The sequence below is a fragment of the Roseibium sp. RKSG952 genome (assembly GCF_009711355.1).
This window is the reverse complement of the sequence record NZ_SMMF01000525.1, coordinates 1-1,575: the sequence shown is the minus strand read 5'-3', so window position 1 is coordinate 1,575 and position 1,575 is coordinate 1. Positions and strand designations below refer to the sequence as shown.

General features: G+C 54.7%; 2 protein-coding genes. Both read right to left on the bottom strand.

The annotated features are described in order from the left end of the window. On the bottom strand, nucleotides 1-491 hold a 491-nt coding region (locus tag E1297_RS01990), incomplete at its 3' end, for a hypothetical protein (protein WP_155133236.1). Between the two features lie 172 nt (nucleotides 492-663). Beyond that, entirely contained in the window at nucleotides 664-1,083 is a 420-nt protein-coding gene (locus tag E1297_RS01985) for a hypothetical protein (protein ID WP_155133233.1), read from the bottom strand. Nucleotides 1,084-1,575: the final 492 nt, after the last annotated feature.

Sequence of the window (1,575 nt, the reverse complement as noted above, 5' to 3'; positions counted from 1 at the left end):
ATAATCGCATGTTTAGCTTCATGCCCAGGGTGCATGCGTAACGCCCGAAGTTCAGCGTCAGATCGGGGAAGTATGTACGCGTGGAGGTGCGGATATTTCTCGTCCGTATGCCGGATCACGGTCATCAGGTCATCGCCATGCAAGGATCTGAGCCACTCGACAGTTCTTCGCTCCCAACGTGCGAGGCATTCACGCTCGGCTGGATTTCCCGTTAGTTCCTTCGTGGGCGTCGGATAAGCCGCCACGACCGTCAGTAGGCTCTTCTGGTCTTTCCGGATCTTTCGCGCCCGCCCATTCTTCAGGATCGTTGTTGCGACGTCGGCCAGTTCGCCATGGAGCGCGGCGAGTTCGTCCAGGCTAATGCCGTGGATCAGTTCCGGAGGCGCGGGGCATTCGACGTGCAGAGACGCTTCCGGGTCGCGTCGTGCTTCCGCGAGTACCCAGTCGACGGAGCGGCCTTTGGAATCCGCTTTCCGGGAGTACGCCTCCAAATGTATGAATTGATATCCCATCGTAATGAAATTGTTCGTGATGGGAGTCGCCGGCGCAACTCGCCGATGGAAATAATTTCCGCGAACCGTCGCACCCTCAAAAAACAGAAACGAGAGACTGCGGGCTGCAACATCTCTTGGCGCTTGGTCAGCCTCGGATCAAATTGACCCGTTAGAGGGGGTCTATTTCATTGTAAAAGCAGTCAATCATTTTCCGCTGTGTTGTGCAGAGTTGGCTGGCGGCATTTTTGCTCAACGCACGATAAAAAATCCCACCTGGATCACCTTCATTCTCGCAGTCCACCGGGTGTTGATTTTCTCCCTTATCATCCAAAATCACGAAATCGAGCCCATCATACATGGGAAAGAAATGCATGGATAACTGCGTGCCGCTGATAAAGCGTTGTTCCCAGGAGTCCCGTAACCGCAGATCCCAAAGAATGCGTTTCTCGCGCACCTCAATTTCAATCGATGCTTCGCTTCTGATCTTCAGTAAAGGTTCAGGCAGATATGTCGCTGTTCCCCGCAATGAAATTGTGTAGTCACCTTCCTCGTTGAAGCGGCGATCACAGTCATCATCAAAATACTCCAACTGATATGCCCAGGAACCGAGTTCTTCACACCTCTCGAGGAACTCGGTTATCCGATCAAAAGATCAGCCTGGCGGCGCGCTTCGCGGTGAGGACAAGCGCCAAGGCTGATCCGGATCGGTGCCGCACGGCGTGCCGGATCCAAATGTTTGGGCCATCGAACCTGAAAAAGATAAATATTTCCCGAGCGAACCAGATGGGGACCCGGGGAGGGCCGTTTGGGTTTCGGGGAACACTGTGTTCCTGAAGGTGGCGGAGAAGAATGTTTCCGGTGCTCCTGACGAACTGCCTCTAGGAACACGACGGACGATACCTTGCGCGATACCATGGACGATACCAGCCTCTTTTTGAGGTTGGCCGTTTTGGGAGGAAACGCGGAGTTCTGCGGTTCGCCGAAATGGCGGAGAGTGGAAAAGGGGCTGGCGGAGAGAGAGGGATTCGAACCCTCGGAACGCTTGCGCGCTCAACGGTTTTCGAGACCGCCCCGTTCGACC